Origin of the sequence: Pseudomonas sp. SAS7 (assembly GCF_052112345.1) — a bacterium.
Taxonomy (GTDB): domain Bacteria; phylum Pseudomonadota; class Gammaproteobacteria; order Pseudomonadales; family Pseudomonadaceae; genus Aquipseudomonas; species Aquipseudomonas putida_Q.
Genome location: NZ_JBEGGO010000018.1, coordinates 113,558 through 139,156, shown reverse-complemented (window position 1 = coordinate 139,156; position 25,599 = coordinate 113,558). Strand labels below are relative to the sequence as shown.

Genomic DNA, 25,599 nt, shown 5'->3' with positions numbered 1-25,599 from the left:
TTTACCCGCGAAAGGGCCGGTTGACCCAACACATCAACCCGCAGATACCGCCGTGATCTCCGCCACACTGATCTCCCGCATCCTGAACTTCTGCACCTTACCCGTCACTGTCATAGGGTATTCGTCAACAAAGCGGATATGCCGCGGCACCTTGAAGTGTGCGATGCGTGCCTTGCACCAGCCCTGCAGTTCCTCGACCGTGGCGCTGTGCCCTGGGTGCAGCTTGATCCAGGCGACGATCTCCTCGCCATAGCGGCTGCACGGAATGCCGATCACCTGTGCATCGGCCACCGCCGGGTGAGTATAGAAGAACTCCTCGAGCTCACGTGGGTAAATGTTCTCGCCACCGCGAATGATCATGTCCTTGTTGCGCCCGACGATGCGCACATGGCCATGCTCGTCCATCACCGCCAGGTCGCCCGAATGCATCCACCCGGCCGGGTCGATGGCATCTGCCGTGGCTTGGGGGTTGTCCCAGTAACCCAGCATCACGCTGTAGCCGCGGGTGCACAGCTCGCCAATCTGACCGCGCGCGACGATGCAGCCGTCGGCGTCCACCAGTTTGTTTTCCAGCTGCGGCTGGGTGCGGCCAACGGTGGTCACGCGCAGCTCCAGGTCGTCGTCGGGGCCGGTCTGCAGCGACACCGGGCTGGTTTCGGTCATGCCGTAGGCGATCTGCACTTCAGCCATGTGCATCTGGTCGATGACCCGGCGCATCACCTCGATCGGGCAGGTGGCACCGGCCATGATGCCGCTGCGCAGGGTCGACAGGTCCATGCCTTGGCGGGCCGGGTGGTCGAGCATTGCAATGAACATGGTCGGCACGCCGTACAGGATGCTGGCACGCTCCTCGGCCACGGCGCGCAGGGTAAGCTCAGCGTCGAAAGCGTCGTTGGGGTAAATCATGGTGCTGCCGTGGGTGATGCAGCCGAGGTTGGCCATGACCATGCCGAAGCAGTGATACAGCGGCACCGGTATCACCATGCGGTCGTTTGCGGTCAGGCCCAGGCTTTCGCCGACCATGAAGCCATTATTGAGAATGTTGTAGTGGCTGAGCGTGGCCCCCTTGGGCGCCCCGGTGGTGCCGGAGGTGTACTGGATGTTCACCGGCTGGTCGAATTGCAGGCTTTGCTGGCGGGCAGTGCAGGCATCGGTCGAGGTCTGCCCTGCCCGCTCGGCCAATGCGTGCCAGGGCAGGAAGCCGGCAGGCGGGTTGGCGGCCAGGCTGATCACGCCGCGCAAGTCCGGCAGGCGCTCACTGACCAGTTCACCTGGCGTAGCGCAGGCCAATTCTGGCACCAGTTCCTGGACCATGGCGTGGTAGTCAGATGTCTTGAAGGCATCGGCGCACACCAGCCAGCGGCACCCTGACTGACGCAACACGTATTCCAGCTCACCCACGCGGTAGGCCGGGTTGATGTTGACCAGGATGGCGCCGACCTTGGCACTGGCCAGCTGCAAAATGCACCACTGGGCGCAGTTGGGCGCCCAGATGCCGACACGGTCGCCGGTGTTCACGCCCAGGGCCATAAGCGCGCGGGCATGCACCTCGACCTGTTCGGCCAACTGCAGCCAGCTGTAGCGCAGGCCCTGGTGGCGCGACACCAGCGCCTCGCCATTGGCACAGCGGGCCACCGTGGCATCGAAGGCCTGGCCGATGGTCTGGGTCAGCAAGGCTTGGTCCTGGCGACCGCGGGTATAGCTCGGTTGACTCATGGGTGTCCCTTCTTGTGGTTGTTCTGGGCACGACTGAAGCAAGCGGGAATACTCTGGCGCAGATTTACGTTTACGTAAAGGTGATGAGTGGATTGACAGTGACCCCATGCAGGTTTACGTTAACGTAAAGGTGATGAACGACACCGGTTTATCGGCACGGCACCGACCCTGTGGGAGCGGGTTCACCCGCGAATGCGACCAGTCAGGCAATGACGGTGGCCCTGCTGACGCATTCGCGGGTAAACCCGCTCCCACAGGGTCGGCGCAAAGCCCTTGAGCTACGGTACAACCCCATTTCAAGAACAAGAAGGTGCCCCAGCATGCATTACCCCTCCCTGAACTTCGCCCTGGGCGAAACCATCGACATGCTCCGCGACCAGGTGCGCACGTTCGTGGCCGCCGAGCTGGCACCCCGCGCCGCGCAAATCGACCACGACAACCTGTTCCCCGCCGACATGTGGCGCAAGTTCGGCGACATGGGCCTGCTGGGCATCACGGTGTCTGAAGAATACGGCGGCGCCGGCCTGGGCTATCTGGCCCACGTGGTGTCGATGGAAGAAATCAGCCGTGCCTCGGCCTCGGTGGCACTGTCCTATGGCGCGCACTCCAACCTGTGCGTCAACCAGATCAACCGCAACGGCACCCATGAACAGAAGCTCAAGTACCTGCCCAAGCTGATCAGCGGTGAACATATCGGCGCGCTGGCCATGAGCGAGCCCAACGCCGGCTCCGACGTGGTGTCGATGAAACTGCGCGCCGAAAAGCGCGGCGACCATTACGTGCTGAACGGTAGCAAGACCTGGATCACCAACGGGCCCGACGCCAACACCTACGTGATCTACGCCAAGACCGACCTGGACAAGGGTGCGCACGGCATTACCGCGTTCATCGTCGAGCGGGACTGGAAAGGCTTCAGCCGCAGCAACAAGTTCGACAAGCTGGGCATGCGCGGGTCCAACACCTGCGAGCTGTTCTTCGATGACGTCGAAGTGCCGGAAGAAAACATCCTCGGCCAGCTCAACGGCGGCGTGCGCGTGCTGATGAGCGGCCTGGACTACGAGCGCGTGGTGCTGTCCGGCGGCCCGACCGGCATCATGCAAAGCTGCATGGACCTGGTGGTGCCGTACATTCATGACCGCAAGCAGTTCGGCCAGAGCATCGGCGAGTTCCAGCTGATCCAGGGCAAGATTGCCGACATGTACACCCAACTGAACGCCAGCCGCGCCTACCTGTACGCCGTGGCCCAGGCCTGCGACCGTGGCGAGACCACCCGCAAGGACGCTGCCGGGGTCATCCTGTACACCGCCGAACGCGCCACGCAAATGGCCCTGGAGGCGATCCAGATTCTCGGTGGCAACGGCTACATCAACGAATTCCCGGCGGGCCGCCTGCTGCGCGATGCCAAGCTGTACGAAATCGGTGCCGGCACCAGCGAAATCCGCCGGATGCTGATTGGCCGCGAGCTGTTCAACGAAACCCGCTGAGCATAAAGGACGGGCGCACATGGCTACCTTGCACACCCAGATCAACCCGCGTTCGGCGGAGTTCGCCGGCAACAGCGCGGCCATGCTCGAACAGGTCCAGGCCCTGCGCGGCCTGCTCGCCCAGGTGGCCCAGGGCGGCGGGCCCAAAGCCCAGGAGCGGCACACCTCGCGTGGCAAGCTGCTGCCGCGCGAACGCATCGACCGCCTGCTGGACCCGGGCTCGCCATTCCTCGAAATCGGCCAGCTGGCTGCCCATGAGGTATACGGCGAAGACGTGCCCGCCGCTGGCGTGATCGCCGGCATCGGCCGCGTCGAAGGCGTGGAATGCATGATCGTGGCCAACGACGCCACGGTCAAAGGCGGTTCGTACTACCCGCTGACGGTGAAGAAGCACCTGCGTGCGCAAACCATCGCCCAGCAAAACCGCCTGCCGTGCATCTACCTGGTGGATTCGGGCGGCGCCAACCTGCCGCGCCAGGACGAAGTGTTCCCCGACCGCGAGCATTTCGGGCGAATCTTCTTCAACCAGGCCAACATGAGCGCCCAGGGCATCCCCCAGATCGCCGTGGTGATGGGCTCGTGCACAGCTGGCGGCGCCTACGTACCGGCCATGGCCGACGAAGCGATCATGGTGCGCCAGCAGGCAACCATCTTCCTCGCCGGCCCGCCGCTGGTAAAAGCCGCCACCGGTGAAGTGGTCAGCGCCGAAGACCTGGGTGGCGCCGATGTGCATTGCCGCACCAGCGGCGTGGCCGACCACTATGCGGATAACGACGAGCACGCCCTGGCCATCGCCCGGCGCAGTGTGGCCAACCTCAACTGGCACAAGCTGGGCAAGCTGCAGCGCCTGGCACCGGTTGCGCCGCTGTATGCCGCAGACGAGCTGTATGGGGTGGTACCGGCGGATGCCAAGCAACCGTTCGACGTGCGCGAGGTGATCGCGCGGCTGGTCGATGGCTCGGTATTCGATGAGTTCAAGGCACTGTTCGGCACCACCCTGGTGTGCGGCTTCGCCCACCTGCACGGCTACCCGGTGGCGATTTTGGCCAACAACGGCATCCTCTTTGCCGAAGCCGCGCAAAAAGGCGCGCACTTCATCGAGCTGGCCTGCCAGCGGGGTATCCCGCTGCTGTTCCTGCAGAACATCACCGGCTTCATGGTGGGCAAGAAGTACGAAGAAGGCGGCATTGCCAAGCACGGCGCCAAGCTGGTCACCGCCGTGGCCTGTGCCCAGGTGCCGAAGTTCACGGTGATCATCGGTGGCAGCTTTGGTGCCGGCAACTACGGCATGTGCGGCCGCGCCTACGACCCGCGCTTTTTGTGGATGTGGCCCAACGCACGCATTGGCGTAATGGGCGCCGAGCAGGCCGCTGGCGTGCTGGCGCAGGTCAAGCGCGAGCAAAGCGAGCGCAGCGGCCAGCCCTTCAGCGCCGACGACGAGGCCCGGCTCAAGCAACCGATCCTCGACCAGTACGAGCACCAGGGCCACCCCTACTATTCCAGCGCCCGCCTGTGGGACGACGGCGTGATCGACCCGGCACAAACCCGCGACGTGCTTGGCCTGGCGTTGTCTGCCGCGCTGAACGCACCGATCGAACAGAGCCGCTTCGGCATTTTCCGGATGTGACCCATGAGCGATTTCAGCACCCTTGAAGTGATCCATGACCCACGCGGCTTCGCCACCCTGTGGCTGAGCCGCGAGGACAAGAACAACGCCTTCAACGCGCAGATGATCCGCGAGCTGATCGTGGCCATCGACCGCCTGGCCGAAGACGCCAGCCTGCGCTTTGTGCTGCTGCGCGGCCGTGGCCGACACTTCAGCGCCGGTGCCGACCTGGCCTGGATGCAGCAGTCGGCGCAGCTGGACTTCAACACCAACCTGGATGACGCCCACGAACTGGGCGAGCTGATGTACGCCCTGCACCGCCTCAAGGCGCCTACCCTGGCCGTGGTGCAAGGTGCAGCCTTTGGCGGCGCGCTGGGCCTGATCAGCTGCTGTGACATGGCCATCGGCGCCGAAGACGCACAGCTCTGCCTGTCGGAAGTACGGATTGGCCTGGCCCCGGCGGTCATCAGCCCGTTTGTGGTCAAAGCCATTGGTGAACGCGCCGCGCGCCGCTATGCCCTCACCGCCGAGCGTTTCAGCGGCGTACGGGCCCGCGAGCTGGGCCTGCTGGCCGAGGTGTACCCGGCCAGTGAGCTGGACGCCCAGGTGGAAGCGTGGGTGAACAACCTGCTGCAGAACAGCCCGCAAGCGTTGCGCGCCACCAAGGACTTGCTGCGCGAAGTGGACGACGGCGAACTCAGCCCGGCGCTGCGCCGCTACTGCGAGAACACCATTGCCCGCATCCGCGTCAGCGCCGAAGGCCAGGAGGGCCTGCGCGCCTTCCTGGAAAAACGCCGCCCCGCCTGGCAAACCGAAGACAAGAAGGAACCGCGCCCATGAGCCGCCCCGCTTTGACCACCCTGCTGGTCGCCAACCGTGGCGAAATCGCCTGCCGGATAATGCGCACCGCCAAGGCCATGGGCCTGACCACTGTCGCCGTGCACAGCGCAACCGACCGCGACGCCCGGCACAGCCGCGAAGCAGATATCCGCGTTGACCTGGGCGGCACCAAGGCCGCCGAAAGCTACCTGCTTGTCGACAAGCTGCTGGCCGCTGCCAAGGCCAGCGGTGCCCAGGCTATTCACCCGGGCTATGGTTTTCTGTCGGAGAACGCTGGCTTCGCCCGTGCTATCGAACAGGCCGGGCTGATCTTCCTTGGCCCACCTGCCAGCGCCATCGACGCCATGGGCAGCAAGTCGGCGGCCAAGGCGCTGATGGACGCCGCTGGCGTGCCGCTGGTGCCGGGCTACCACGGCGAAGCCCAGGACCTGGACACCTTCCGCGCCGCCGCCGAACGCATCGGCTACCCGGTGCTGCTCAAAGCCAGCGCCGGCGGCGGCGGCAAGGGCATGAAAGTGGTCGAAAAAGAAAGCCAGCTGGCCGACGCCCTGGCCTCGGCCCAGCGTGAGGCGCAGTCGTCTTTCGGCGATGCGCGCATGCTGGTGGAAAAATACGTGCTCAAGCCACGCCATGTGGAAATCCAGGTGTTTGCCGACCAGCACGGCAACTGCCTGTACCTCAACGAGCGTGACTGCTCGATTCAGCGCCGCCACCAGAAAGTGGTCGAAGAGGCCCCTGCCCCCGGCCTGTCGCCCGAACTGCGCCGGGCCATGGGCGAAGCGGCGGTGCGTGCGGCCCAGGCTATCGGCTATGTGGGTGCCGGCACCGTGGAGTTTTTGCTCGATGCCCGTGGCGAGTTCTTCTTCATGGAGATGAACACCCGCCTGCAGGTGGAACACCCGGTCACCGAGGCCATCACCGGCTTGGACCTGGTGGCCTGGCAGATTCGCGTGGCCTGCGGTGAGCCCCTGCCGATCACCCAGGAGCAGGTGCCGCTGATTGGCCATGCCATCGAAGTGCGGTTGTATGCCGAAGACCCGGCCAACGAGTTTTTGCCTGCTACCGGTACGCTGGCGCTGTACCGTGAGTCGGCGCCTGGCGAAGGGCGGCGGGTGGACAGCGGGGTCAGCGAAGGCGACGTGGTGTCGCCGTTCTACGACCCGATGCTGGGCAAGCTGATTGCCTGGGGTGAAAACCGCGAACAGGCACGCCTGCGCTTGCTGGCCATGCTCGACGAGTTCGCCATTGGCGGAGTTAAGACCAACATTGCCTTCCTGCGCCGCATTCTCGCCCACCCTGCGTTTGCCGCGGCAGAGCTGGACACCGGCTTCATTCCGCGCCACCAGGATGTGTTGCTGCCGGCGCCCCATGCGCTGCCGGCGGGCTTCTGGGAAGCGGCAGCCGAAGCCTGGCTGCAGGGGCAGCCCGAGAATCAGCGCGATGACGACCGCAGTTCGCCATGGGGTGCGCGCAACGGCCTGCGCTTGGGCCTGCCGGCACGCAGCAGCCTGCATCTGGTAAGCGCCGGGCAGGACCAGGCGGTTGCCCTGGAGCGCAGCGCTGCGTCCACCTGGCAGCTAGCGGGTGAGCAACTGGTGCACGATCAGGCAGGTGTGCGCCGCCAGTACTTGGCCATGCGCCGCGGTGGCACCCTGTACCTGCACTGGGATGGCGAGATGCACGCCATTCAGGCCTTCGACCCGATTGCCGAAGCCGAGGCCAGCCATGGCCATCAAGGCGGCCTGGGCGCGCCCATGAACGGCAGCATCGTGCGGGTGCTCGTCGAGCCGGGGCAGGTGGTTGAAGCCGGTACGGCGCTGGTAGTGCTGGAGGCCATGAAGATGGAACACAGCATTCGTGCGCCGCAGGGTGGGACAGTGAAGGCGTTGTTCTGCCAGGAAGGGGATATGGTCAGCGAAGGGACTGTGCTGGTCGAACTGGCTGAGTGAGCAAAGCAGGGCAACTGCCTTGCTCAGATTGTGAAGGTTTGCGCGATCACTGTGGGAGCGGGCATGCCCGCGAACACCGGCAAAGCCGGTGCCATACACCGCGTTGGATTCTTCGCGGGCGCGCCCGCTCCCACAAGTGATGCGCCAACTTCAGCGCAACGCTGTACCTGTGGGAGCGGCTTTAGCCGCGAACACCGGCAAAGCCGGTGCCATACACCGCGTTGGATTTTTCGCGGGTGAACCCGCTCCCACAGGGCCAGCGCAATGCTTGAGGTCGGCACCGTACTTGTGGGAGCCTGGCTTGCCGGCGATGGGCTGCACAGCAGCCCCGGCAATCTAGAAGGCCCCATGCACCCGCACGACTACTCCCAGGATCTCGCAACCTTCTTCGCATAGTAGCGCCGGGTAGTTGCCATTCAATGCCTTCAAATAACGCTGCCCACCTTCCTCGGCCAACTCGCGGAAAATCGCCGGTTTGCCCGGCTGACGAGCGATGACCAACCGCCCAGCCTCAGCCTCCACACCCGGGTCGACCAGCATCCGCATGCCCTGTGGCACGCTCCGACCACTGACAGCGCTCATCGCGTCATTTTCAACCGTCAGCCAGAAAGCCTTGCCCTGGGCCAGGTAGTCCGTCTGCTCGAACACACCCGGCTCCTCACGCTCTTCAACACCTAGCTCGCTCCAGGCCAACACTGGGTAGCGGAAACACACGATGTATTGCATGAGGTCGAGATCGTCATCGGCGTCATCCATCTGATAAACGCCACGCTCCTCGCCAACCTGCCCCTGAATGCGCAGCTGCAGGCTGACGTTGTAGTGAGGCATGCCAATCTCGACGAACGTGCGGTTCATCGACTCGATCTTCGGCTGACGCCGCTTGTTCACCCAGTGCCCTACGCTGCCTTGAGACACGCCAACGCGCTCGGCAAGCTGCTCTTGAGTGAGCCCAAGCTCCTCCATCCGGTCACGGACGAGGGCAATCCATTTATCCATATTCATCGCTGGCACGATACGGACTGCCTTTAGCCGCTCAATAAACATTCAGTATTATTTATCAAAGGGCATGAAAATACCCTAGGTATTATTATCGGTCGGACCCCTTCCCCTACTGGCTCTAGCAGGTATCAGGATGAAACCACCGAAAAACGACGAAACAGATCTCGACAGCGAAGCCGCCCGCCGCGCCCTCGACTACTACCTCAATCCCAAACCGCAGCGCCCTACCTTGGACAACAAGATCTGGACCCTGCACGACAGCGTCACGGGCGACCAGGCCCAGGAACATGCCATTGCCCTGCTGCGCTGCGCCGCCGCAACGGCGCAGGAAACAGCTAGCCACCAGCACGGCAGCCAGCGCGAGCTGACCTACGCGTTGATGCACATGATGGACATGGCCCGCGCCCTGCTGGAGCACAAGCGCGCCGCAGATCCGGATTACTGAGTAAAAAAGGAGGGAGAGAACGTGATGGCCGCGAACGGCAGAAGCCCCAACTGCCGGGACAAGGAAGCGCATCGGTAAAACTTTTTTACCGAATTAGCGAAAATTCATTTGACTGGCAAATGATAACGATTATTATTGCACTCAGCTGATCGCGAGATCTGCTGGATAACCTGGAGCTTAGGTCGCTCTCAGATTATCTCCTCATCAGGCTAATCACGGTTTTTGACCCGGCTTTTTGCCGGGTCTTTTTTTTTGCTCTTCAGGCTAATGAAGATCGTGATGGCGCGCATGATAGCAAAGGTGTTTCAGGGCGTGAACGCTCATTACAAAACTTTGCGGAATCAGCACTTGAGAATCAATCTCGTTTCGCCTACGCTGGTCTCGCATCAAGGAAGATGCCCCCACCCCTCCCCCTTTCAAGCAAGGAGCTGTCCATGACCCGTCTGCTACTGCCGCTTGAACACCCAACGCCTGTTGCCGAACACGCTGCTGACCACGCCCTGCTGCATGCCCTGAAGCGGCTGCCCCGCCGCGTGCAGCAAGTATTCCTGCTCAACCGCCTCGACCAACTGGATTTCGCCACCATCGCCGCCCGCCTGGACCTGCCCCTGGCGAGCATCGAGCGGAACATGGACCAGGCGCTGCAGGCCGGTCGCTCGCGCCGTGATGTACTGTCGAGTGTGGCCGGACAATGGTATGTGCGCTTGCAAAGCCCACAGGTGACAGCTTGCGAACGGATCGACTTTCGTCGCTGGCTCGATGCGGACCAAGCGAACTTGCAGGCGTTTCACGAGACAGAATTGCGCTGGCGCAGCCTGCTGGCACCGGCTATGCAGCTTGGCCATGACGGCTGGTATCGGCAAGGCCGGGCGGCGCTGTCGCTGGGCGGCTGTTCGGTTGCGGTTGGGCTTGGCGTGGCGGCGTTGGTGCTGCTTGGCTTCTGGGCCTGAGCTACGCACTTCAGTTGTGAAGCGAAGCCCGTGCAGGCGATGGCCTGCCGCGCGAACCCGATCACATCTTTGAACCGAATCCGGCTAAATTCTGCCGAGGATTAGGCAAAACTTTGGGAGGCTTACCGATGAGGCTTTCTCATAGATACACTACTTGGCGCGTCACTCAGTATGATTAAACCCTGCACTGCAGGGCTGGTTGCATATTGGGGTCAAGCCTTTCATTCGAAGTTCTCGAGCATCCAGTCACGCAATCAACAGTAGGCGCTGTCATCTGTCTATTCGTTACCGAACAAAAAATGCGGGCTTTCTGTTTGCTCAAGCTGATTTTCAGCGGGCCTCACCAACAGCCAATGTTGCACCAGAGGATCGATCAGATAGTGCCAAACCAATGCGAGCCTCTAGTGTGCCAACGTCAACGTAATAATTGCATTTTAGCGGCTCACACTTAGGACATTGGCTAAATTACCAATGCGTGCTTTAAGGTTCAACCCACGCACTTCAAAACAGATAACTATTCGACGTGCTCTGCCACCTACGCACGCCCATAAGTGACCTTTTATGCCCTCTAGGATTTGGACTTCCGGGTGCAGTTTCAAGTGCTGCGACGTGCAAATCGGGTATATCATATTGCACACCAGTCTGCGGCTCTGATAACTATCGCGGATCGTCGGAACCTTGCTTAGAAAGATATCCGGGCGAACCCCCGCCAAAAGTCTTGCCCCCCCCGAAGCGAGTGAATTTGAACCAATGACTGATGGGCTCAATGTGCTAGACCACCTCTATACTTTGGATCGCTCACGCCCGCAGGCGTTCTACCCCGGCTGAGATCGCCTCAGAATGGATATCAAGAGTCGCTAGCGCAGCCATGACGTTCTCATGTATGTGGACTGAGCCGCGATGGCTCACCCACAGCGAGAGCTCCTCCAGAGCTGCTCTGATGGCGACTTGGTTCAGATGCAAAAGCTCAAGGGTGTCGGCTGTGGTTGAGGCTTGGTCATCCATGCGCATGCTCCAGATACGAGATTTCTAAGGGCAAATTTAGGGAAGCCCTAGCGTGTAAAGAATATACAGGACATCCGCTAGGGCGAGAATAGCCGTTTCTGCTGGCCTCGGGAGGTCTATTGAGATCGTCGGCGGGTTCAAATCCCTATCCCTAGTTGTGGCAGGATCAGTGATCCAGCTAGCGACCCCTGATCATCCTAGGTAGCGAAGTGGATGTTTCATATTAGTGCTGCATCTCGTAATCAAGGGGGGCAGAGCTTCGATGCTTCCAACAAACTCATCTACTTTGCCATTTAGCTTGCGAACCTTTTCTAGGAGCGGTGTAATCGGGACCATAACGATCTACCGCACGCCTCTGTATGCCAATTAAAACCGCTCGACCGGGTCTGTGGTCATGAGCATCTGCTGGAACCGCTCCAAGAATATCGACTCGGCCTGAGTCAACTTCTGCTCGCGGTTCCAGAGCAGGTACACGTTCACATCGATCACCCCGTCCCATGGCGGCAGACGCCAGAGCTCGTTGGCCTGCACATCCGCCGCAACAATGTGCTCCGGCAGGCAGCCGATGCCATAACCAGCCCCCACCAGCCGAAGAATTTCATCCAGGCTCGGAGACGACGCGACAATGCGCCCGGTAAAGCCCTGCTGATCGCGAAACACCGTAAGCGGCGACAGGTTACCGCCCATCTGGTCACTGGTGAAGCTTACGAAGTTCTCGCCTTGAAGGTCCGCGACGGTCAGGTTCTTGCGACCAAAAAAACGATGGCGCTTGCCACAGAAAAACGCGTAGCGCTGTTCGAGCAGCACCCGTTGCTCCAGCCTTGGCTGGGGTGTGCGACACAGGCTCAAACCGAATGATGCGGTCTTCTGCAACAGGCCACTGACCACATCCGAACTGCGCAGCACATCGATCTCCAGCTCCACCTGGGGGTAGTCACTGTGAAATTGCGCAAGAAAGTCATCGTAGGCGCGGGACTGGATACGGCTGATGCTCAGCAGGCGGATCTTGCCCGTCACTGTCTCGGCCGGGCTGTCCAGCGCAGGCCCCAGGCGCGAGACCGTGCCGTACAGCTCGGCCGCGATCTGCATCACCTCCTCCCCCGCCTGTGACAGGTTGATGCGTGGCCCACGACGTACCACCAAGGCACTGTCCAGTTGCTCCTCCAAACGCCGCAACGCCTGGCTGACGGCCGGCTGGCTCAGGTGCAGACGTGCCGCAGCCCGGCTGATGCTGCCCTCCTGGCCGATTACCAGAAAGGTCCGCAACAGGTTCCAGTCGAGGCGGTCGTTGAGGAAACGCTTGGCTTCCGGGTCTCTTGCCAGGGTCGCTGTCGTCGGCGTCATTATTTGTTGGTCTTATACTTGAGTATTTAAATTAGAAGCTTTTCCTAGCATAGGACTTGGCTCAACATCTAGCAACGCACCGCCAGAGTGCCTTTGCCCTGCCCGTGCAGGGCTCTCCTTCTCCTGCCTATAACAATGACGCCCAGGAGCCTCAGATGAAGAGCAATACCCCCACCCCGCGTCGTGCCGCGGCGGCTGCCTTTATTGGCACCACCATCGAATTCTACGATTTCTACATCTACGCCTTCGCCGCAGCCCTGGTGCTCGGGCAGCTGTTCTTCCCCAGCGAAAACCCGATGCTCAGCACCATGGCCGCGTTCGGCAGCTTTGCCGTGGGCTTTATCGCCCGGCCGTTCGCCGGCATGGTGTTCGGCCACCTGGGCGACCGCCTGGGGCGCAAGAAAATGCTGCTGGTGACCATTGTGCTGATGGGCGTAGCCACCACCTGCATCGGCCTGCTGCCGACCTACGCACAGGCCGGCATCTGGGCCCCCATCGGCCTGATCTTCCTGCGCCTGCTGCAGGGTATTTCAGTCGGTGGCGAATGGGGCGGCGCGGTGCTGATGGCCAGCGAGCATGCGCCCAAGGGCCGCAAGGTGTTCTTCGCCTCGTTCGCCCAGTGGGGCAGCCCGGCGGGCCTGCTGCTGGCGCTGATCGCCTTCCGTTTCATCACGGCAATGGAAACGGAAGACCTGATGAGCTGGGGCTGGCGCATTCCGTTCCTGATGAGCGGGCTGCTGATGATCGTCGGCCTGCTGATCCGCTTTGGTGTGCCGGAGTCGCCAGAGTTTGCCCAGGTCAAGGACAGTGACCAGACCAGCGCCAACCCGGTGCGCGAAGTGCTGCGCAACCACTGGCGCAACATCGTCTTCGCAGCCCTGGCCGTGACCATCGGCTCCGGCGGGTTCTTCTTCACCAACACGTTCATGATCACCTACGTCACCCAGTACCAGGGCATCGCCAAGACCACCATCCTCGACTGCCTGTTCGTGGTCACCATCCTGCAGTTTCTCTCGCAGCCCTGCTCGGCCATGCTCGCCGAGCGCCTGGGCGAAGGGCGCTTCCTGAAATGGGTGGCTGCACTGTGCATGGTGGTGCCGTACCCGATGTTCCTGCTGGTACAAACCGGCAATGTGATCTACATGACCGCCGGCATCGCCTTGGCCGTGGTCATGCTCTCGGCCCTGTATGCCGTGATTGCCGGCTACATGGCCGAAGCCTTCCCGGCCCGGGTGCGTTACTCGGGCATTTCGATCGCCTACCAGCTGGGCAGCGGCCTGACCGGTGGCCTCACGCCGATGCTGGGCACTTTCGTTGCCGGCCAGTTCGCCGGGCAATGGGTACCGCTGGCGCTGTTCTTCAGCGTGCTGGCCTTGATGTCGCTGGCCGGCGTGCTGGGGCTGTCCCACCTGCGTAACGCCAGCGCCAGGCCGGCCGCCCTCTCCACTTCGCAAGGAATCGCCTGATGAGCAAGCCTCACAACATGTCAGACACCGAGTGGCAATCGCGCTGCGAGCTGGCTGCGCTGTACCGCCTGATCGCCTACTACCGCATGACCGACCTGATCGATACGCACATCACCCTGCGTGTACCGGGCCCCGACCGGCACTTTCTGATCAACCGCTACGGCGTGGCGTTCGAAAAGATGCGCGCCAGCGACCTGGTGCTGATCGACCTGGACGGCAACGTGGTCGACAGCCATTTCAACGGCGGCAAGGTCAATGCGGCCGGCTTCGTCATCCACTCGGCGATCCACGAGGCGCGCCCGGACCTGCACTGCATCATCCACACCCACACGGCAGCAGGCATGGCGGTGGCAGCGCAACGTGACGGCCTGCTGCCGCTGACCCAGCACGCGCTGAAGTTTTACGGCAACCTGGCGTATCACACCTACGAAGGCATCGCGCTGTCACTGGAAGAACGCGAACGGCTGGTCGCCGACCTTGGTGCGCACAAGGCCATGATCCTGCGCAACCATGGGCTGCTGGCCGCAGGTAGCACCGTGGCGGCAGCCTTCCACGAGATCTACTTCCTGGAGCGCGCTTGCCAGGCGCAGATTCAGGCGATGTCTGCCGGCGTAGCGCTGAACATCCCCAGCGAGGAAGTGTGCCGGCACACCGCCGCCCAGTTCGGGCGCGATGGCATCGACGGCATCATCGACATGGCTTGGCAGGCCGCGCTCAGCCTGATCGACGAGCAGCGCAGCGAGTGGTGCAGCTGACATGGCCAGCCTTGTATTGCTTTGCCAGAACCCGGCGCTGACTGACTGGCTGGCCGCCCTGTTCGCCGAACACGCCCCACACCTCGACGTACTGCGTCCAGACGAAGCTCGCGCGCAGCACGCCGAAGTGGCCGTGTGCTGGTTCCCGCCCGAAGGTAGCCTTCGCCGCTTGCCGAACCTGCGCCTGGTGCACTCGATCGGCTCGGGCATCGATCACCTGGCGCAGGACAGCTCACGCGATGCGTCGCTGCCCGTGTGCCGGGTGGTCGACCCTGACCACACCCAGGGCATGAGCGAGTACGTGCATTGGGGCGTGCTGCACTTTCACCGGGGCTTCGACCGGGTGATCGCCGGCAATGCCAGCCAGCACTGGCAGCGCCCGGCGCAGCGCAAGGCGGGGGATTTCCGGGTTGGCGTGATGGGCCTGGGCGCGATTGGCGCACCGGTGGCGCAGCGGCTGGCGGCGGCGGGTTATGACGTGCGCGGCTGGGCCCGCACGCCGCGCCAGCTCAATGGCGTAACAACCTTTGAAGGCGCAGGTTCGCTGCATGACTTCCTCACCGGGCTGGATGTGCTGGTCAACCTGCTGCCCCTCACCGCCAGCACACATGGCGTACTGAACCATGCCGTATTCCGGCACATGGCCAAAGGCAGCGCCCTGATCAACTGTGGTCGTGGCCAGCACCTCAACCCGGAGGACCTGCGCCAGGCGCTGGCCAGCGGGCAGCTGCGCGGTGCCTTGCTCGATGTGTTCGAACAGGAGCCGTTGCCTGCCGATTCGCCGCTGTGGCACACGCCCGGGGTGTGGGTGACACCGCACATGGCCTCTGCCGCTTCCGATCTGTGCATCGCCCGGCAAGTGGCCGACAACGTGTCGCGCCTGAGCGCCGGGCTGGCACTGAACAATCTGGTCGATCCCGAACTGGGTTATTGACCGCACGCGTTACCAAGAGGTGATTCATGAAAACGTTTTTCCATCCTGCCCAACGCCTGCACCACCCCCGCTCCTACCTGTCGCGTGGGCAGATGCGCCAACCGCAGGAAGTGCCGGCACGCATCGACCCGCTACTGGCAGTAGTCGAAAAGCTCGGTTACCCGCTTTTCGAACCCGCCGACCACGGCCTGGCCCCGCTGGCGGCCGTGCATGGCCAGGCATACCTGGACTACCTGGGCAGCGCCTACCAGCAGTGGCATGAAGTGCCGGAAGACTGGGGCGATGAGGTGATGTCCAACATTTACATCCGTGAAGGCAACCCCTTGCGCGGCATCCTCGGCAAGACGGCCCGCTACCTGGCCGATGGCAGCTGCCCGATCGGTGAGCACACCTGGCAGGCCGCCTACTGGTCTGCGCAAAGCGCGGTGGCCGCGGCACATGCGGTAATCGAAGGCGATCAGGCCGCTTATGCCCTGTGCCGGCCACCAGGGCACCATGCCCGCGCTGAAGCGGCAGGTGGGTTCTGCTTCCTGAACAACGCCGCAATCGCCGCCCAGGTGCTGCGTGGCAAGTTCGGCAAAGTGGCCGTGCTCGACACCGACATGCACCACGGCCAAGGCATCCAGGAAATCTTCTATGAGCGGGACGATGTGTTGTACGTGTCGATTCATGGCGACCCGACCAACTTCTACCCGGTGGTCGCCGGCTTCGATGATGAGACCGGCGCTGGTGCGGGGGCTGGCTTCAACCTGAACCTGCCCATGGCCCATGGCGCCAGCGAATCGGATTTCTTTGCCTGCATGGACCAGGCGGCAACCGCGCTGCGCGCCTTCGCTCCGGACGTACTGGTGCTGTCGCTGGGCTTTGACATCTACGAAAACGACCCGCAGTCCAAAGTACACGTCAGCCATGAAGGGTTCCGCCTGCTCGGGCAGCGGATCAAGGCGCTGGGCCTGCCTTGCGTGGTGGTCCAGGAAGGTGGCTACGACATTGCAACCCTGGACGAAAATGCCTCGCGCTTCTTTGCCGGCATGACTGCCTGAGGCAAAACCCGATGTGCTCCGGGTTGCCTTAGGCAACCCGGCCTACCGAGCAATACAACAATAAAGAGCGCAACTTGCCGCACCCGCAAGTTAGCGATCAGCCCCCGGCTGCCCGCCGCAGACGCAGGGGCAATAACAATAAATCTTCACGCTGCCGTTCTTGAATCTGGCAATAAGGAAGTGTTCATGTCGCTTAAAACTTTCACCTTGGGGATGGCAGGCGCGAGTGCCTGTCTGTTTGGCTCGATTGCCTGCGCGGCTGAATCGGACCCTGGTTTTATTGAAGACAGTACCACCACGGTCGGCTTGCGAAACTTCTACTGGAACGCCGACAACCGCAACGGCAGCTACCTCAACCCGGCCGGTGAGCGGCAAAGTTATCGCCAGGAATGGGCGCAAGGTGTGCTGGCCAAGTTCAATTCCGGCTATACCCAAGGGCTGGTAGGGTTCGGCCTCGACTTGCATTACATGGGCGCAATAAAGCTCGACGGTGGCAAGGGCCGGGTGGGCGACGGTGTCGGCAATGGCGGCATCGTCGCGCGCGACAACCAGGGCGACCCCAAGCATGAGTACTCCAAGGCCGGTGGCGCGGTAAAGATGCGGGTTGGCAGCACTGAACTGGCCTATGGCGACCTCTTCCCTGATTCACCCGTACTCAAATACGGTGATATCCGCCTGCTGCCGCAAACGCTGCGAGGCTGGAACGTCACCGATCATACCTTCGCCGGGCTGGCCCTCAATGCAGGGCGCTTCACCTCCAGCAGCGACCGGGCAGCCAGCAATCACGGCGGCAAGCTGGGTACCGCTTACGGTGGTCGCCAGGCCGACAGTGACTTTGTCAGTTATTACGGCGGTATCTACACCGGCCTCGACAACGTGAAGGTCAAGCTGTTTGGGTCCGAACTGGACAATATCTGGAACCAGCAATTTGCATCCATCGAATACCGGGTGCCGTTGAAGGTGGGTGGCGTGTTCAATACCGGCGCCAATTACTACCGCACCCGCGACACCGGCACCTCGCTGCTTGGCGAAATTCGCAACGACGCCTGGAGTGCCCGGGTGGGCTACGCACGGGGCGGGCACAAGTTCGAAGTTGCCTATACCCGCATCGATGGTGACCAGCCTTTCGACTATGTATGGAACAGTTTCGACATCGAACTGGATGCGGCCTCACAAGGCAGCGACTTCAACAGCCCCAACGAAAGGGCCTGGAGCGCACGTTACGACCTGGACGCTGCCGTCTTTGGCGTCCCTGGGCTGAGCTTCACGGCGCGCTATATACGCGGTAGCGATATTGATGGCCGCGATGCCGGCGGAGCTTATTCACGGTTCCAGGCGGTGCGCGACGGGTCGCAATGGGAACGGGACTTGTGGGTGAAATACGTGGTGCAGTCAGGGCCTGCGAAAAACCTGTCCGTGCGGGTGCTGCATGCGTCGATGCGCACGGGCGGCGACTACGGCGCAATCGCCAATGACCTGGACCAGACCCGGATCATTCTGGACTACCCACTGGACCTGAACTTTCTGAAATAGCCCGGCAACCCTGCGCGGGGCTATCGGAGCAACGGTCTTGCACCATCACTCAGGCCAACGCATCAACCTGTAGGAACAGCCTTGTGCTGCGAAGAGGCCGGTAAGGCTGAAGATTATCTTCGGCTGCAATGACCTCTTCGCAGCACAAAGCTGCTGCTACAGGGCTTGTGTTTGCCTTGAGAAAGGAGAACATCAATAAAATGCAGGCATAAAAAAAGAGGCCCTATGGCCTCTTCTTTCTTGATCCCAGCGACGCACTGAGGATCGAATTTGGAGCGGGAAACGAGACTCGAACTCGCGACCCCGACCTTGGCAAGGTCGTGCTCTACCAACTGAGCTATTCCCGCGTCGTGATGGGTGCCATTCTAGCGATTTCTAAAACAGCGTCAACCCCTTGATTCAAAAAAAGTTTATTTCTGCTCGGAGCCTTCGCGCAAGTGCGGCCAGGCGGCCAGCAGGTAGTGCACCATCGACCACAGCGTCAGCCCCGCCGCCACCAGCAGCAGCCCGTAGCCCAGAATCACCCAGAACGTTACCGCTGGCGGGTTGGCCAGCAGGATCACTAGCGCCAGCATCTGCGCCGCGGTCTTCCACTTGCCAAGATTGGACACCGCCACATGCGCCCGCGCCCCTAGCTCGGCCATCCACTCGCGCAGGGCCGACACCACGATTTCGCGGCCGATGATGACCGCCGCCGGCAGGGTCAGCCAGAAGTTGGCGTGGGTCTGCACCAGCAGCACCAACGCCACCGCCACCATCAGCTTGTCGGCCACCGGGTCCAGGAACGCACCAAACGGCGTGCTCTGCTGCAGGCGACGCGCCAGGTAGCCGTCCAGCCAGTCGGTGGCGGCGGCAACGGCAAACACGCTGCTGGCTGCCATGTAGCTCCAGTGATAGGGCATGTAGAACAGCAGAATGAAGCACGGAATGAGCAGGACGCGTAGAACGGTGAGCAGGTTTGGAATATTCATCGGTACGACTGGCTGCAAGTTGAGCCCGGCATTCTACTCGCTATGCAGGCTGGCATAAATCGACTCGGCAAGCTTTTTACTGATGCCGGGGGCTTTGGCGATTTCATCGACACTGGCGCGGTTGAGCTCCTGCAGGCCGCCGAAATGTTTCAGCAGGTCGCGCCGGCGTTTGGGCCCTACCCCGGCCACATCCTCCAGGCTGGACACCCTGCGGGCCTTGCCGCGGCGAGCGCGGTGGCCGGTAATGGCGAAACGGTGGGCTTCGTCGCGGATTTGCTGGATCAGGTGCAGGGCCGGTGAATCACCTTTCAGCGTGAACTCGTGGTGCACGTCGTTCAGGTACAGGGTTTCGAAACCGGCCTTGCGGGTTACGCCCTTGGCTACACCGAGCAAGGTCAGGTCGGTGAAGCCCAGTTCCTGCATCACGTCGCGGGCCATGTTCAGCTGGCCCTTGCCGCCGTCCACCAGCAACACGTCGGGCAGCTTGCCCTCACCGTCCTTGATGCGCCCGTAACGGCGGGTCAGGGCCTGGTGCATGGCGGCGTAGTCATCGCCGGCCGTGACGCCTTCGATGTTGAAGCGGCGATAGTCGGACTTCAGCGCGCCTTCTGGGCCGAATACCACGCAGCTGGCCACGGTGGCTTCGCCACTGGAATGGCTGATGTCGTAGCACTCCAGGCGCTGCGGCACTTCGTCCAGGCCCAGCACTTCGGCCAAGGCCTCGAAGCGTGCAGCCATGTGCTGGCGGTTTGCCAGGCGGGCATTCAGCGCCTGCTCGGCATTGGTCACTGCCAGCTGCTGCCAGCGGGCGCGCGTGCCGCGTACCCGGTGGCTGATGGTCAGCTCGCGGCCCCGCAGCGTGTGCAGTGCTTCGGTGATGGCGTCGAAGTCTTCGTGAACAACGTTGACGATCAACTCGCTGGGCAGTTCGCGTTCGGCATTGCCCAGGTAGTACTGGGAGAGGAATGCGGCCATGACCTCGGCCACCTCCTCCTCGATGCCCACCTGTGGGAAGAAGTTCTTGCTGCCCAGCACCCTGCCGCCGCGCACGCTGATCAGGTGCACGCAGGCACCACCCGGGTTGACGAAGGCGGCGATGACATCGACGTCGCCGCTGCCGCCCTCGATGTACTGCTGGTCCTGCACGCGGCGCAAAAGGGCGATCTGGTCGCGCAGCTCGGCAGCTTTTTCGAAATTGAGGGCCATGGCGGCCTTCTCCATCTCGGCATTCAGCTCGTTGCCCAATTGCTGGCTACGGCCTTCAAGGAACATCACCGAATGGCGCACGTCGTCGGCGTATTCCTCGGCGGTGACCAGGTCGGTGCAGGGCCCTTTGCAGCGTTTGATCTGGTATTGCAGGCATGGCCGGGTGCGGTTGGCGTAGTAACTGTCTTCGCACTGGCGTACCGAAAAGGCCTTTTGCAGCAGGCTGAGGCTTTCGCGGATAGCCCCGGCGCTGGGGTATGGGCCAAAGTAGCGGCCCTTGGCCTTCTTCGCCCCACGGTGAATGCCCAACCGCGGAAACTCGCCGTCGGACAGGAACACGTAAGGGTAGGATTTATCGTCGCGCAGCAGGATGTTGTACGGCGGCCGCCATTCCTTGATCAGGTTCTGCTCCAGCAGCAACGCCTCGGTTTCGTTGGCGGTGATGGTGGTTTCAACCTGAGCGATACGGGCTACCAGCGCGGCGGTCTTGGGCGCCAGGCCGGTTTTGCGGAAATAGCTGGCCAGGCGTTTTTTGAGGTTCTTGGCCTTGCCCACGTAAAGCAGCCGGGCTTCGGCGTCGAACATTCGGTAAACGCCCGGGCGACCACTGCAGGTCGCCAGGAATGCGCTGGCATCAAAAGCTTGGGACATGAGGTTTTACAGGCTTGCGTCGACCATACCGTGGCGAACGGCCAGCAAGGTCAGTTCGACGTCGCTGGTGACCGAGAGTTTTTCAAAGATCCGATAACGGTAAGTATTGACGGTCTTGGGCGAGAGGCACAACTTGTCAGAGATGATCTGCACTTTTTGGCAGCCGACGATCATCAGGGCAATCTGGATTTCCCGCTCCGACAATGTGTCGAACGGTGACCCCTGCGGCTGGAACGGCTTCAGCGCCAGCTGCTGGGCGATCTGCGGGCTGATGTAGCGCTGGCCGGCAAATGCCAGGCGGATGGCCTGGACCATTTCGTCAAGGCCTGCGCCCTTGGTCAGGTAACCGGCGGCACCGGCTTGCAACAGGCGGGTGGGGAACGGGTCTTCCTCGCACACGGTCACGGCCACTACCTTGATGTCCGGGTGGCTGCGCAGCAGTTTGCGGGTGGCCTCAAGGCCGCCGATGCCGGGCATTTTCACGTCCATCAGCACCACGTCAGGCTTCAGCTCACGGGCCAGCTTGAGCGCGGATTCGCCCGAGTCACCCTCACCCACCACTTGCAGGCCATCGATGTCGGCCAGCATGCGGGTAATACCGGTTCGTACCAGATCGTGATCATCGACCACTAAGACCCTAATCAAGCACACACCTCGTCAGCAGGGCGATTGGATCCCGCCACCTTAACAAAATTTTTCCAAGCGGGTCTAACGCATTGCTTCTGTAAGAAACGCCTGACGCTCAACAGTGACAGGCCTCACTGTTTGCCGGGGCTTTCTGTCGCTGCTCAAGCGGCCCAGCAGGTGCCAGATGGCCGCCTGGTCGTCGATCGGCAATTGCCGGAAGGCGCCCAGCAGCCCCGACTCATCCGTGCTCAGGCCCTCCAGCGGGGCCGGCGTGCGGATGCCGCTAAGCACGTACAGTGCATCCACCCCCCTGACCGCGAGGGCTGCCAGGTAATCGACCCGTGGCGTGCGCTCGCCGCTTTCGTACTTGCCCTGGGCATTGGGCTCGACCCCACCGATATCGCCAAACACGCGCTGGGTCATGCCCAGGCGCTCACGCTCTTCCCGCAGTCGCGGACCAATCCCGTTCATTGTGGGCTTCTCCTTATCCCCTGATCACGCTCATTCCTAACCGCCCCGTCTGCGGGCGACCGTGAGCGCCTGGGTTTACTATGCCCCTGCGCTTCGGTCGCGACAAGCCATCATTGCGCTACTAGCCAATCGTGCGCTGCATGCGCACAAAGCACCCGTCCTCACCCATTTCGACAAAGCCGTGGCGCTGGTACAACCCGCGCGCCGGGTTGCTGCGAAACACCATCAGCCTCAGCAACGGCAGGCGCCGCTGGCCGGCCCACCACGCCAGCTCCTCCAACACCCAGCTGCCGACACCGCGCCCGCGATGCTCGGGCAACAGGTGCAACTCGCGGATAAACAGTGCCTGACGGTCCTGGCTGAGGCTGCAGAAACCCAACAGGCTATCGCCATCGCTGATCAGCCACTGCTCGCGCCAACCCCAGGCCTGGTCGAAGGCGTCCTCGATCCACAGCAGGTCAAATTCACGGTAGTACGGCAGCATGGCGCGCCGCGTGAGGTCGCGGGCGAACGTACGGTGACTGTCATTGGCGGCAATCAGTTGCAGGGGCATTACCACATCACTCATTGGGCATAGCACACGGGTGAACTGCCAGGCCCACGCCGGTCCAGTTCGCTTTCCAGCCATTCGGCCAGCACTCGGGCATTGTTGTGCTCGGTGTCCTTGCCTGCATAAAGCAGGGTCAGCGGGCCCTTCCCGGCGAGGTCCAGCAGCGGATACCAATACTCCGGGTGAGCGGCGAGCTCTCGTTGGTAGCGCTGGGTGAAACCGGCAAAGTCCACCTCCCCCTGGTGAAACGCCTTACGCAAATCATCCGAGGGTGCCACTTCGCGCAACCACTGCGCGTGGAGGCTTTCCTTGCGCAGGTTGCGCGGCCACAGGCGGTCTACCAGCACACGCTGGCCATCGTCGGCTGCGGCTGCATCGTAGACACGCTTGCAGCGGATCATGGCGTTCTCCTGCATTTACCGTCCGTCTTGAGCCTAGATAAATCATTGATCGAGGTCACGGTCGGGTTACGAATTGTTTCTATGCTCAAGGCCTTCGGCAACTTGCCCAACGCCAACCGGAGCCATCATGGCAACCCCGTCACTGGCCAGCCAGCCGCACCTGGCCCAGCGCGACGCCCGCCCGCAGCTTGCCCACAAGCCTGGGCGCGCCACCCTCGTGTTGTTCTTCGGCCTGCTGCTGGCCGGTATCGCCTACACCGCCTGGAGCCTGAAGCAGGATGTAAACGCCAGCGGCACGGTGATCACCACAGTCACGCCGTTTCTGCTGTTGGGCCTGGCACTGTTGATTGCCCTGGGCTTCGAATTCGTCAATGGCTTCCACGACACCGCCAACGCGGTGGCCACCGTGATCTACACCAACGCGCTGCCGGCACCGGTCGCAGTGGTGTGGTCCGGGCTGTGCAACTTCCTCGGCGTGCTGCTCTCCAGTGGCGCGGTGGCATTCGGCATCATCGCTCTGCTGCCGGTGGAGCTGATTCTACAGGTGGGCTCCTCGGCCGGCTTCGCGATGGTTTTTGCCCTGCTGCTGGCGGCGATCATCTGGAACCTCGGCACCTGGTGGCTGGGGCTGCCGGCGTCATCCTCGCACACCCTGATTGGCTCGATCATCGGTGTGGGTGTGGCCAATGCGCTGATGCATGGGCGTGACGGCACCAGCGGCGTGGACTGGGCCCAGGCCAGCAAGGTGGGCTACGCCCTGCTGTTCTCCCCCCTGATCGGCTTTGCCTGCGCCGCCTTGTTGTTGCTCGCCCTTCGAGCACTGGTGAAGCGTCAAGCGCTATACCAGGCGCCGCAAGGCCAGACACCGCCGCCCTGGTGGATTCGTGGCGTACTGATCCTGACGTGCACCGGGGTGTCTTTCGCCCATGGTTCCAACGACGGCCAGAAAGGCATGGGCCTGATCATGTTGATTCTGGTCGGCACCCTGCCAATGGCGTATGCGCTGAACAAGACCATGCCCAATGAGCAGGCCCTGCAGTTTTCCGCCGTCGCCGAGGTGACCCGCCAGGCGCTGGTGCGCAACGACCCGCAAGCGGCCCCGGCTGACCCGCGCCAGACCCTGACCGCGTTCATCGGCGAGCCCAAGGCCAGCCCGCAACTGGTACCGGCGCTGGCGGCGCTGACCGGGATGATCGGTGAAGAGGTCAAAGGCTACGGCTCGCTCAAGCGTATACCCGCCGAAGCCATGGCCAATGTGCGCAATGACATGTACCTGACCAGCGAAGCCATTCGCCTGATCGAAAAAAACCGTTTGGTGGCATTCGACGCCGACACCCGCAGCCATGTGCAACTGTTCAAGACCCAACTGGACGACGCCACCCGCTACATTCCGCTGTGGGTCAAAGTGGCCGTGGCCATCGCGCTGGGGCTGGGGACCATGGTTGGCTGGCGGCGCATCGTGGTGACAGTGGGCGAGAAGATCGGCAAGGCCCACCTGAGCTATGCCCAAGGCGCCTCGGCGGAGGTGGTTGCCATGTGCACCATTGGCGCAGCGGACATGTTCGGGTTGCCGGTCTCGACCACCCACGTGCTGAGTTCGGGGGTGGCCGGGACTATGGTGGCCAATGGCTCAGGGATTCAGAAGCGCACGCTGTTCAACTTGCTGATGGCCTGGGTGCTGACCCTGCCGGCGGCCATGCTGTTGGCTGGGAGCCTGTACTGGCTGCTGAGCCACATTTTCTAAACCTGTACTGCGCCCTTTGTAGGAGCGGCCTTGTGCCGCGAAAGGGCCGCAAAGCGGCCCCGGCATTTTGTGCATTTTGCTGAAATCCCGGGGCCGCTTTGCGGCCCTTTCGCGGCACAAGGCCGCTCCTACAGGGACCGGTGTACGTGGCTGGTTCTGCGTTATCAGCTCGGGATTTTCAGGCCGCGCTGTACTGCTGGCCGTTCTAGGAAGGTGGCCAGCACCCGCTGCACTTCCTTGAACTGGTCAAAACCCACCAAGTCCCGTGCGTTGTAGCGCTCCACCAGGTTGCGCACCCAAGGGAAGATGGCGATGTCGGCAATGCTGTACTCGTCCACCATCCACTCCCGGCCTTTCAAGTGCCGGTCCAGCACACCCAGCAGCCGCTTGGACTCGTTGACGTAACGGTCACGCGGACGCTTGTCTTCATAGTCCTTGCCAGCAAAGAAATGGAAGAACCCGACCTGGCCGAACATCGGCCCGATACCGCCCATCTGGAACATCAGCCACTGCAGGGTCTGGTAACGCTGCGCAGGCTCCTGGCTGAGCAGTTGCCCACTTTTCTCCGCCAGATACTGCAAGATCGCCCCTGATTCAAACAGCGGCAACGGCTGCCCGCCCGGGCCGTTGGGGTCCAGGATGGCCGGGATCTTGTTGTTGGCGCTGAGCGAAATGAACTCGGGGCTCAACTGGTCGTCGTTGTCGAAGATGACCTTGTGCGCCTCGTAGGCCAGGCCGATTTCTTCGAGCATGATGGACACCTTGACGCCATTGGGCGTGGGCAGCGAATACAGCTGCAGGCGTTCGGGGTGTTTGGCGGGCCACTTGCGGGTAATAGGGAAAGCACTGAGATCGGTCATGATCAACCTTGCCTGGGGAATGAACCTGTCACTCTAGACACATCCCCAG

23 protein-coding genes and 1 tRNA gene are annotated in these 25,599 nt (G+C 62.3%); 12 read left to right on the top strand and 12 right to left on the bottom strand.

The window, feature by feature from the left end:
• Positions 1-33: 33 nt before the first annotated feature.
• A complete protein-coding gene (locus tag ABI582_RS24590) occupies positions 34-1,716 on the bottom strand; it encodes an AMP-binding protein (RefSeq protein WP_442120552.1) in 1,683 nt (560 codons plus the stop codon).
• Between the two features lie 320 nt (positions 1,717-2,036).
• Here ABI582_RS24590 and ABI582_RS24585 point away from each other — a divergent pair, with 320 nt between their 5' ends.
• From ABI582_RS24585 to ABI582_RS24570, 4 genes are read left to right on the top strand one after another with little or no spacing between them, the layout of a single operon-like run.
• Positions 2,037-3,200 (top strand): isovaleryl-CoA dehydrogenase, encoded by a 1,164-nt coding sequence (locus ABI582_RS24585; protein WP_442120551.1) that lies wholly within the window; start codon positions 2,037-2,039, stop codon positions 3,198-3,200.
• 19 nt (positions 3,201-3,219) lie between these two features.
• The gene (locus ABI582_RS24580; protein ID WP_132841863.1) at positions 3,220-4,827 is read left to right on the top strand and encodes a carboxyl transferase domain-containing protein; all 1,608 of its coding nucleotides are present in this window, start codon (positions 3,220-3,222) and stop codon (positions 4,825-4,827) included.
• Between the two features lie 3 nt (positions 4,828-4,830).
• The gene (locus tag ABI582_RS24575; protein WP_442120550.1) at positions 4,831-5,646 is read left to right on the top strand and encodes a gamma-carboxygeranoyl-CoA hydratase; all 816 of its coding nucleotides are present in this window, start codon (positions 4,831-4,833) and stop codon (positions 5,644-5,646) included.
• Positions 5,643-7,595, top strand: coding sequence for an acetyl/propionyl/methylcrotonyl-CoA carboxylase subunit alpha (locus tag ABI582_RS24570; protein ID WP_442120549.1), 1,953 nt, complete (start codon positions 5,643-5,645; stop codon positions 7,593-7,595). The genes ABI582_RS24575 and ABI582_RS24570 overlap by 4 nt, the downstream gene beginning before the upstream one ends.
• Before the next feature lie 336 nt (positions 7,596-7,931).
• On the opposite strand, the gene ABI582_RS24565 is transcribed toward ABI582_RS24570, so the two are convergent.
• On the bottom strand, positions 7,932-8,639 hold the full coding sequence (locus ABI582_RS24565; RefSeq protein WP_033692800.1) for a LexA family transcriptional regulator: 708 nt from the start codon (positions 8,637-8,639) through the stop codon (positions 7,932-7,934).
• Positions 8,640-8,727: 88 nt separating this feature from the next.
• Between ABI582_RS24565 and ABI582_RS24560 the strand changes: the two genes are divergently transcribed.
• Together ABI582_RS24560 and ABI582_RS24555 are read left to right on the top strand one after the other, a co-directional pair.
• Positions 8,728-9,039, top strand: coding sequence for a DUF6124 family protein (locus ABI582_RS24560; protein ID WP_442120548.1), 312 nt, complete (start codon positions 8,728-8,730; stop codon positions 9,037-9,039).
• Positions 9,040-9,473: 434 nt separating this feature from the next.
• On the top strand, positions 9,474-9,989 hold the full coding sequence (locus tag ABI582_RS24555) for a DUF4880 domain-containing protein (protein ID WP_442120547.1): 516 nt from the start codon (positions 9,474-9,476) through the stop codon (positions 9,987-9,989).
• 798 nt (positions 9,990-10,787) lie between these two features.
• On the opposite strand, the gene ABI582_RS24550 is transcribed toward ABI582_RS24555, so the two are convergent.
• Both ABI582_RS24550 and ABI582_RS24545 read right to left on the bottom strand, forming a co-directional pair.
• Entirely contained in the window at positions 10,788-10,994 is a 207-nt protein-coding gene (locus ABI582_RS24550) for a hypothetical protein (protein ID WP_241799429.1), read from the bottom strand.
• A 366-nt stretch (positions 10,995-11,360) separates the two neighbouring features.
• Positions 11,361-12,338, bottom strand: a complete 978-nt coding sequence (locus ABI582_RS24545) for a LysR family transcriptional regulator (protein ID WP_442120546.1) — start codon at positions 12,336-12,338, stop codon at positions 11,361-11,363.
• A 155-nt stretch (positions 12,339-12,493) separates the two neighbouring features.
• Between ABI582_RS24545 and ABI582_RS24540 the strand changes: the two genes are divergently transcribed.
• From ABI582_RS24540 to ABI582_RS24520, 5 genes are all read left to right on the top strand, one after another.
• Positions 12,494-13,804 carry an MFS transporter gene (locus ABI582_RS24540; RefSeq protein WP_442120545.1) on the top strand — a complete coding sequence of 437 codons (1,311 nt, stop codon included), beginning with the start codon at positions 12,494-12,496 and terminating at the stop codon, positions 13,802-13,804.
• Positions 13,804-14,559, top strand: coding sequence for a class II aldolase/adducin family protein (locus ABI582_RS24535; RefSeq protein WP_442120544.1), 756 nt, complete (start codon positions 13,804-13,806; stop codon positions 14,557-14,559). The genes ABI582_RS24540 and ABI582_RS24535 overlap by 1 nt, the downstream gene beginning before the upstream one ends.
• A 1-nt stretch (position 14,560) precedes the next feature.
• The gene (locus tag ABI582_RS24530) at positions 14,561-15,493 is read left to right on the top strand and encodes a 2-hydroxyacid dehydrogenase (protein ID WP_442120543.1); all 933 of its coding nucleotides are present in this window, start codon (positions 14,561-14,563) and stop codon (positions 15,491-15,493) included.
• Between the two features lie 26 nt (positions 15,494-15,519).
• The gene (locus ABI582_RS24525) at positions 15,520-16,536 is read left to right on the top strand and encodes a histone deacetylase family protein (RefSeq protein WP_442120542.1); all 1,017 of its coding nucleotides are present in this window, start codon (positions 15,520-15,522) and stop codon (positions 16,534-16,536) included.
• Positions 16,537-16,722: 186 nt separating this feature from the next.
• On the top strand, positions 16,723-18,069 hold the full coding sequence (locus tag ABI582_RS24520; RefSeq protein WP_442120541.1) for an OprD family porin: 1,347 nt from the start codon (positions 16,723-16,725) through the stop codon (positions 18,067-18,069).
• 271 nt (positions 18,070-18,340) lie between these two features.
• On the opposite strand, the gene ABI582_RS24515 is transcribed toward ABI582_RS24520, so the two are convergent.
• From ABI582_RS24515 to ABI582_RS24485, 7 genes are all read right to left on the bottom strand, one after another.
• Positions 18,341-18,416: transfer RNA gene (locus ABI582_RS24515), tRNA-Gly, on the bottom strand.
• Between the two features lie 63 nt (positions 18,417-18,479).
• Positions 18,480-19,040: a CDP-diacylglycerol--glycerol-3-phosphate 3-phosphatidyltransferase gene (gene pgsA / locus ABI582_RS24510; protein ID WP_016498771.1), complete on the bottom strand. Its 561-nt coding sequence runs from the start codon at positions 19,038-19,040 to the stop codon at positions 18,480-18,482.
• 33 nt (positions 19,041-19,073) lie between these two features.
• Positions 19,074-20,897, bottom strand: coding sequence for an excinuclease ABC subunit UvrC (uvrC, locus tag ABI582_RS24505; RefSeq protein ID WP_197863323.1), 1,824 nt, complete (start codon positions 20,895-20,897; stop codon positions 19,074-19,076).
• A 6-nt stretch (positions 20,898-20,903) separates the two neighbouring features.
• Complete coding sequence (gacA, locus tag ABI582_RS24500) at positions 20,904-21,542, bottom strand: response regulator transcription factor GacA (RefSeq protein ID WP_023047491.1); 639 nt, start codon at positions 21,540-21,542, stop codon at positions 20,904-20,906.
• A gap of 63 nt (positions 21,543-21,605) precedes the next feature.
• On the bottom strand, positions 21,606-21,995 hold the full coding sequence (locus ABI582_RS24495) for a helix-turn-helix domain-containing protein (RefSeq protein WP_049276675.1): 390 nt from the start codon (positions 21,993-21,995) through the stop codon (positions 21,606-21,608).
• Between the two features lie 121 nt (positions 21,996-22,116).
• Entirely contained in the window at positions 22,117-22,548 is a 432-nt protein-coding gene (locus tag ABI582_RS24490) for a GNAT family N-acetyltransferase (RefSeq protein ID WP_442120540.1), read from the bottom strand.
• Positions 22,549-22,559: 11 nt separating this feature from the next.
• Positions 22,560-22,946 (bottom strand): DUF488 domain-containing protein, encoded by a 387-nt coding sequence (locus ABI582_RS24485; protein WP_442120539.1) that lies wholly within the window; start codon positions 22,944-22,946, stop codon positions 22,560-22,562.
• A gap of 127 nt (positions 22,947-23,073) precedes the next feature.
• Between ABI582_RS24485 and ABI582_RS24480 the strand changes: the two genes are divergently transcribed.
• Entirely contained in the window at positions 23,074-24,690 is a 1,617-nt protein-coding gene (locus ABI582_RS24480) for an inorganic phosphate transporter (protein ID WP_442120538.1), read from the top strand.
• Positions 24,691-24,854: 164 nt separating this feature from the next.
• Here the strand turns inward: ABI582_RS24480 and ABI582_RS24475 are convergent, their stop codons facing one another.
• On the bottom strand, positions 24,855-25,550 hold the full coding sequence (locus ABI582_RS24475; protein ID WP_442120537.1) for a glutathione S-transferase N-terminal domain-containing protein: 696 nt from the start codon (positions 25,548-25,550) through the stop codon (positions 24,855-24,857).
• Positions 25,551-25,599 lie beyond the last annotated feature (49 nt).

What these genes read in the sequence shown, in the direction of transcription:
- ABI582_RS24565 (WP_033692800.1), bottom strand. Translation starts at nt 8,639, where the DNA reads ATGTTTATTGAGCGGCTAAAGGCAGTCCGTATCGTGCCAGCGATGAAT.
- uvrC (WP_197863323.1), bottom strand. Translation starts at nt 20,897, where the DNA reads ATGTCCCAAGCTTTTGATGCCAGCGCATTCCTGGCGACCTGCAGTGGT.
- ABI582_RS24475 (WP_442120537.1), bottom strand. Translation starts at nt 25,550, where the DNA reads ATGACCGATCTCAGTGCTTTCCCTATTACCCGCAAGTGGCCCGCCAAA.
- ABI582_RS24525 (WP_442120542.1), top strand. Translation starts at nt 15,520, where the DNA reads ATGAAAACGTTTTTCCATCCTGCCCAACGCCTGCACCACCCCCGCTCC.
- ABI582_RS24550 (WP_241799429.1), bottom strand. Translation starts at nt 10,994, where the DNA reads ATGGATGACCAAGCCTCAACCACAGCCGACACCCTTGAGCTTTTGCAT.
- ABI582_RS24570 (WP_442120549.1), top strand. Translation starts at nt 5,643, where the DNA reads ATGAGCCGCCCCGCTTTGACCACCCTGCTGGTCGCCAACCGTGGCGAA.
- ABI582_RS24535 (WP_442120544.1), top strand. Translation starts at nt 13,804, where the DNA reads ATGAGCAAGCCTCACAACATGTCAGACACCGAGTGGCAATCGCGCTGC.
- ABI582_RS24485 (WP_442120539.1), bottom strand. Translation starts at nt 22,946, where the DNA reads ATGATCCGCTGCAAGCGTGTCTACGATGCAGCCGCAGCCGACGATGGC.
- pgsA (WP_016498771.1), bottom strand. Translation starts at nt 19,040, where the DNA reads ATGAATATTCCAAACCTGCTCACCGTTCTACGCGTCCTGCTCATTCCG.
- ABI582_RS24590 (WP_442120552.1), bottom strand. Translation starts at nt 1,716, where the DNA reads ATGAGTCAACCGAGCTATACCCGCGGTCGCCAGGACCAAGCCTTGCTG.
- ABI582_RS24555 (WP_442120547.1), top strand. Translation starts at nt 9,474, where the DNA reads ATGACCCGTCTGCTACTGCCGCTTGAACACCCAACGCCTGTTGCCGAA.
- ABI582_RS24545 (WP_442120546.1), bottom strand. Translation starts at nt 12,338, where the DNA reads ATGACGCCGACGACAGCGACCCTGGCAAGAGACCCGGAAGCCAAGCGT.
- ABI582_RS24480 (WP_442120538.1), top strand. Translation starts at nt 23,074, where the DNA reads ATGGCAACCCCGTCACTGGCCAGCCAGCCGCACCTGGCCCAGCGCGAC.
- ABI582_RS24560 (WP_442120548.1), top strand. Translation starts at nt 8,728, where the DNA reads ATGAAACCACCGAAAAACGACGAAACAGATCTCGACAGCGAAGCCGCC.
- ABI582_RS24580 (WP_132841863.1), top strand. Translation starts at nt 3,220, where the DNA reads ATGGCTACCTTGCACACCCAGATCAACCCGCGTTCGGCGGAGTTCGCC.
- ABI582_RS24585 (WP_442120551.1), top strand. Translation starts at nt 2,037, where the DNA reads ATGCATTACCCCTCCCTGAACTTCGCCCTGGGCGAAACCATCGACATG.
- ABI582_RS24575 (WP_442120550.1), top strand. Translation starts at nt 4,831, where the DNA reads ATGAGCGATTTCAGCACCCTTGAAGTGATCCATGACCCACGCGGCTTC.
- ABI582_RS24540 (WP_442120545.1), top strand. Translation starts at nt 12,494, where the DNA reads ATGAAGAGCAATACCCCCACCCCGCGTCGTGCCGCGGCGGCTGCCTTT.
- ABI582_RS24520 (WP_442120541.1), top strand. Translation starts at nt 16,723, where the DNA reads ATGTCGCTTAAAACTTTCACCTTGGGGATGGCAGGCGCGAGTGCCTGT.
- ABI582_RS24495 (WP_049276675.1), bottom strand. Translation starts at nt 21,995, where the DNA reads ATGAACGGGATTGGTCCGCGACTGCGGGAAGAGCGTGAGCGCCTGGGC.
- ABI582_RS24490 (WP_442120540.1), bottom strand. Translation starts at nt 22,548, where the DNA reads ATGCCCCTGCAACTGATTGCCGCCAATGACAGTCACCGTACGTTCGCC.
- ABI582_RS24530 (WP_442120543.1), top strand. Translation starts at nt 14,561, where the DNA reads ATGGCCAGCCTTGTATTGCTTTGCCAGAACCCGGCGCTGACTGACTGG.